The organism is Mesorhizobium sp. M4A.F.Ca.ET.050.02.1.1 (assembly GCF_003997725.1).
GTDB lineage: Bacteria > Pseudomonadota > Alphaproteobacteria > Rhizobiales > Rhizobiaceae > Mesorhizobium.
In genome coordinates, this window is the sequence record NZ_RZSG01000706.1 from 1 (window position 1) to 3,135 (window position 3,135).

Consider the following 3,135-nt stretch of genomic DNA (forward strand, 5'->3'; position numbering starts at 1 on the left):
CTCCGAGGACGAGCCAGCCCGCCCGACCAGGCGCAAGCCCGCGTCGACAAATGCTCCGGCCGTGCCAGTGGTCTCGTCGAGCGTTGCCGATGAGACAAAAACCGAGGACAAGCCGAAGCGCGCCGGCTGGTGGCAGCGGAAAGGCTTCTTTTAAGCCTTTCAAAGGTTTGGAGTAGTTTCTTGACCAAAAGAAATCCCGCGTCGTCAAAAACGGCGCGGGATTTTTTTGTGGTTATGCCGCCGTGGTCCAAGCCTTGAAGTCAGGCCGGCACAACCTGAATGTCGGCAGCCCTAAGGCGCGAAGATCGACCAGTTCATCATCTTCGCCAGCCTCTCCAGCGCGATCGAGCCCAGCTTGGAATTGCCGTTGGCATTGAGGCCAGGCGACCAGACCGCGAGCGAAGCCGTCCCCGGCACGATCCCCAATATGCCACCGCCGACGCCGCTTTTGCCGGGGATGCCGACGCGGAAGGCGAAATCGCCGGATCCGTCATAGTGGCCGCAGGTCAGCATCATCGCACCGATGCGGCGCGCCCGCTCGGCCGACACCACCGAATGCCCGGTCGCCGGGTTCTTGCCGCCATTGGCAAGGAAGCGGCCGGCCATTGCCAATTGCCGGCAGCTCATGGCAACGGCGCAATGGTGGAAATAGACACCCAGCGCCAGTTCCGGCGCATGGTGGAGATTGCCAAAGGATTTCATGTAGTTAGCTAAAGCGAAATTGCGGTAGCCGGTGGCACGTTCGGAGGCCGCCACCTCGCGGTCGATGATGATGGTGTCATCGTCGGCCAGGAACTGGATGAAGCGCAGGATCTCGCCGATCGCTTCGCGCGGCTGGTGGCCGGCGAGCAATATGTCCGAAACGACGATGGCGCCGGCATTGATGAACGGGTTGCGCGGAATGCCGTTCTCATGCTCGAGCTGGACGATCGAGTTGAACGGATTGCCCGACGGCTCGCGTCCGACGCGCTGCCACAGCGCATCGCCGACATTGCCGAGCGCCAGCGTCAGCGTGAACACCTTGGAAATGCTCTGGATGGAGAAGGCTTCCTCGGCGTCGCCGGCAAGCAGCACGCGGCCGTCATTGGTGACCGCCGCGATGCCGAACTTCTTCGGGTCGACCTTGCCGAGCTGCGGGATATAGGTGGCGACGTCGCCGCGATCCGTGCGCTCGGCCATTTCGGCGGCGACTTCGGCAAGCGCCTGTTCGAGTTCCGGCATGGTCTCCCCGCTATTTCAGCCAGCGCTCGATGCGCGCCATCGCCTCGACCATGTCGTCGTGGCTGCCGGCATAGGAAAAGCGCATGGTGCGATGGCCTTGAAGCGGATCGCAGTCGCGGCCGGGCGTTGCCGCCACGTGCGCCTCGGCAAGCATGCGACGCGCGAAGGCCATGCTGTCATTGGTATGCCTTGTGACATCGCAGAAGGCGTAGAAGGCGCCGTCCATGGGTGCCGCGAGCGCGAAGCCGAGCTCCGGCAGCCGCTTCATCAGCAGCTCGCGGTTCCAAGCGTAGCGCGCCTTCACCGCCTCCAGCTCCTCTGTCGCCTTGAACGCTTCGATCGCGGCGATCTGCGACAGTTCCGGCGGTGATATATAGAGGCTCTGGGCGATGCGCTCGACCGGACGCACCAGTGGTTCCGGCAGCACCATCCAACCAATGCGCCAGCCGGTCATGCAATAGTATTTCGAGAACGAATTGATCACCGTTACGGCCGAGCCGTAGGCGAGCGCCGTCGTGTCCGGCGCGGCATAGGCGAGCCGGTGGTAGATCTCGTCGGAAATAACGGCGATGCCGAGTTCTTCGGCCGTCGAAACCAGCGCGGCGAGCTCGTCGGCCGGAATCACCGCACCGGTCGGATTGGCCGGACTGGCGAACAGCACCCCCTTCAGCGGCCCTTCGCGGTGCGCGGTCCTCAGATGCTCGGCATGAAGATATGCATCGCCGCCGAGTTCGATCTCGACGATCTCGATACCGAGTGCGGCCATGATGTTGCGATAGGCTGGATAGCCTGGCGCGGCGATCGCGACACGGTCGCCTGGATCGAACATCGCGAGGAAAGCCAGGTTGAAGGCGGCGGACGATCCGGTGGTGACGGCGATTCGCGCCGCCGGGACATGTATCCCGTAATGGTCGCCATAGTGCCTTGCGATAGCCTGGCGCAGATCGGCCAGACCCAGCGCGTCGGTGTAGCCGATGCGCCCGACCTTCAGGGCATTCGCAGCGGCCTGCCGCACGCCGGCCGGCGCCGGGTCGGACGGCTGCCCGACCGCCATCGAAACCACCGGCGCCCCGGTCGCCTTCAACCGGTTGGCCTCGGCCAGAATATCCATGGCGTGGAACGGCTCGACCTCGCCGCGGCGCGAAAGCGAAACAACCATTTTCAAATCCAACACGCCAGGATCCGCCCTGGCCGCGCCGCACAAATGCCCGATTGATGTGGGGATCACAAGCGCAGGAAGTTTTCGGTGCCGACTTTTCATCCTCCGCCCGCTCGTCTACCAGTGGACCTGTCATGTTGAGCCGACCCAGATCGACCACTGCCAGATCGACCGTTGCAAGGACCGCGCGCGGCTTCGCCACGCTTTTGCTTGCGGCCGCCGTCGCGGTCTCCGGCTCGGTCAGCGCATTTGCGCAAAACGTCCCCATCGTGCGCGACGCCGAGATCGAGGCACTGGTACGCGACTACGCGCGGCCGATCTTCAAGGCGGCTGGGCTGGCCAATGACGGCATCGATATCGTGCTGGTCAACGATCCGAGCTTCAATGCCTTCGTTACCGGACGCCGCATGTTCATCAACACCGGCGCGCTGATGACGGCGGAAACGCCCAACGAGATCATCGGCGTCATGGCTCACGAGGCCGGCCATATCGCCGGCGGCCACCAGCAGAAGCTGCGCGACCAGCTCGAGCGCGCCAAGACGATGGCCATCATTGCCACGCTGCTCGGCGCTGGCGCCATGGTGGCCGGCGCCACCACCAACAGCCGTGGGCTGGCCGGCGCCGGCATGGGCGTCGCGGCGGGCGGCGGCGAGATGGCGCAGCGCAGCATCCTGGCCTATCAGCGCACCGAGGAGACGACTGCCGATCGCTCGGCGATCAGCTACCTCAACGCCACCGGCCAGTCCGGCATGGGC

The 3,135-nt window shown here is 64.6% G+C and carries 3 protein-coding genes; 1 reads left to right on the top strand and 2 read right to left on the bottom strand.

What is annotated here, in order from left to right; translation table 11 throughout:
* Positions 1-291: 291 nt before the first annotated feature.
* Both EOA33_RS29690 and EOA33_RS29695 read right to left on the bottom strand, forming a co-directional pair.
* Positions 292-1,221 (bottom strand): glutaminase, encoded by a 930-nt coding sequence (locus tag EOA33_RS29690; RefSeq protein WP_127407262.1) that lies wholly within the window; start codon positions 1,219-1,221, stop codon positions 292-294.
* 10 nt (positions 1,222-1,231) lie between these two features.
* Positions 1,232-2,380 (bottom strand): aminotransferase class I/II-fold pyridoxal phosphate-dependent enzyme, encoded by a 1,149-nt coding sequence (locus EOA33_RS29695; protein ID WP_127407263.1) that lies wholly within the window; start codon positions 2,378-2,380, stop codon positions 1,232-1,234.
* A 134-nt stretch (positions 2,381-2,514) separates the two neighbouring features.
* Here EOA33_RS29695 and EOA33_RS29700 point away from each other — a divergent pair.
* Positions 2,515-3,135: M48 family metalloprotease (locus EOA33_RS29700; protein WP_145989342.1), on the top strand; the 621-nt coding region annotated here is incomplete at its 3' end.

Bases quoted from the DNA above. Each gene is read 5' to 3' on its own strand.
- EOA33_RS29690 (WP_127407262.1), bottom strand. From the start codon at position 1,221: ATGCCGGAACTCGAACAGGCGCTTGCCGAAGTCGCCGCCGAAATGGCC.
- EOA33_RS29695 (WP_127407263.1), bottom strand. From the start codon at position 2,380: ATGGTTGTTTCGCTTTCGCGCCGCGGCGAGGTCGAGCCGTTCCACGCC.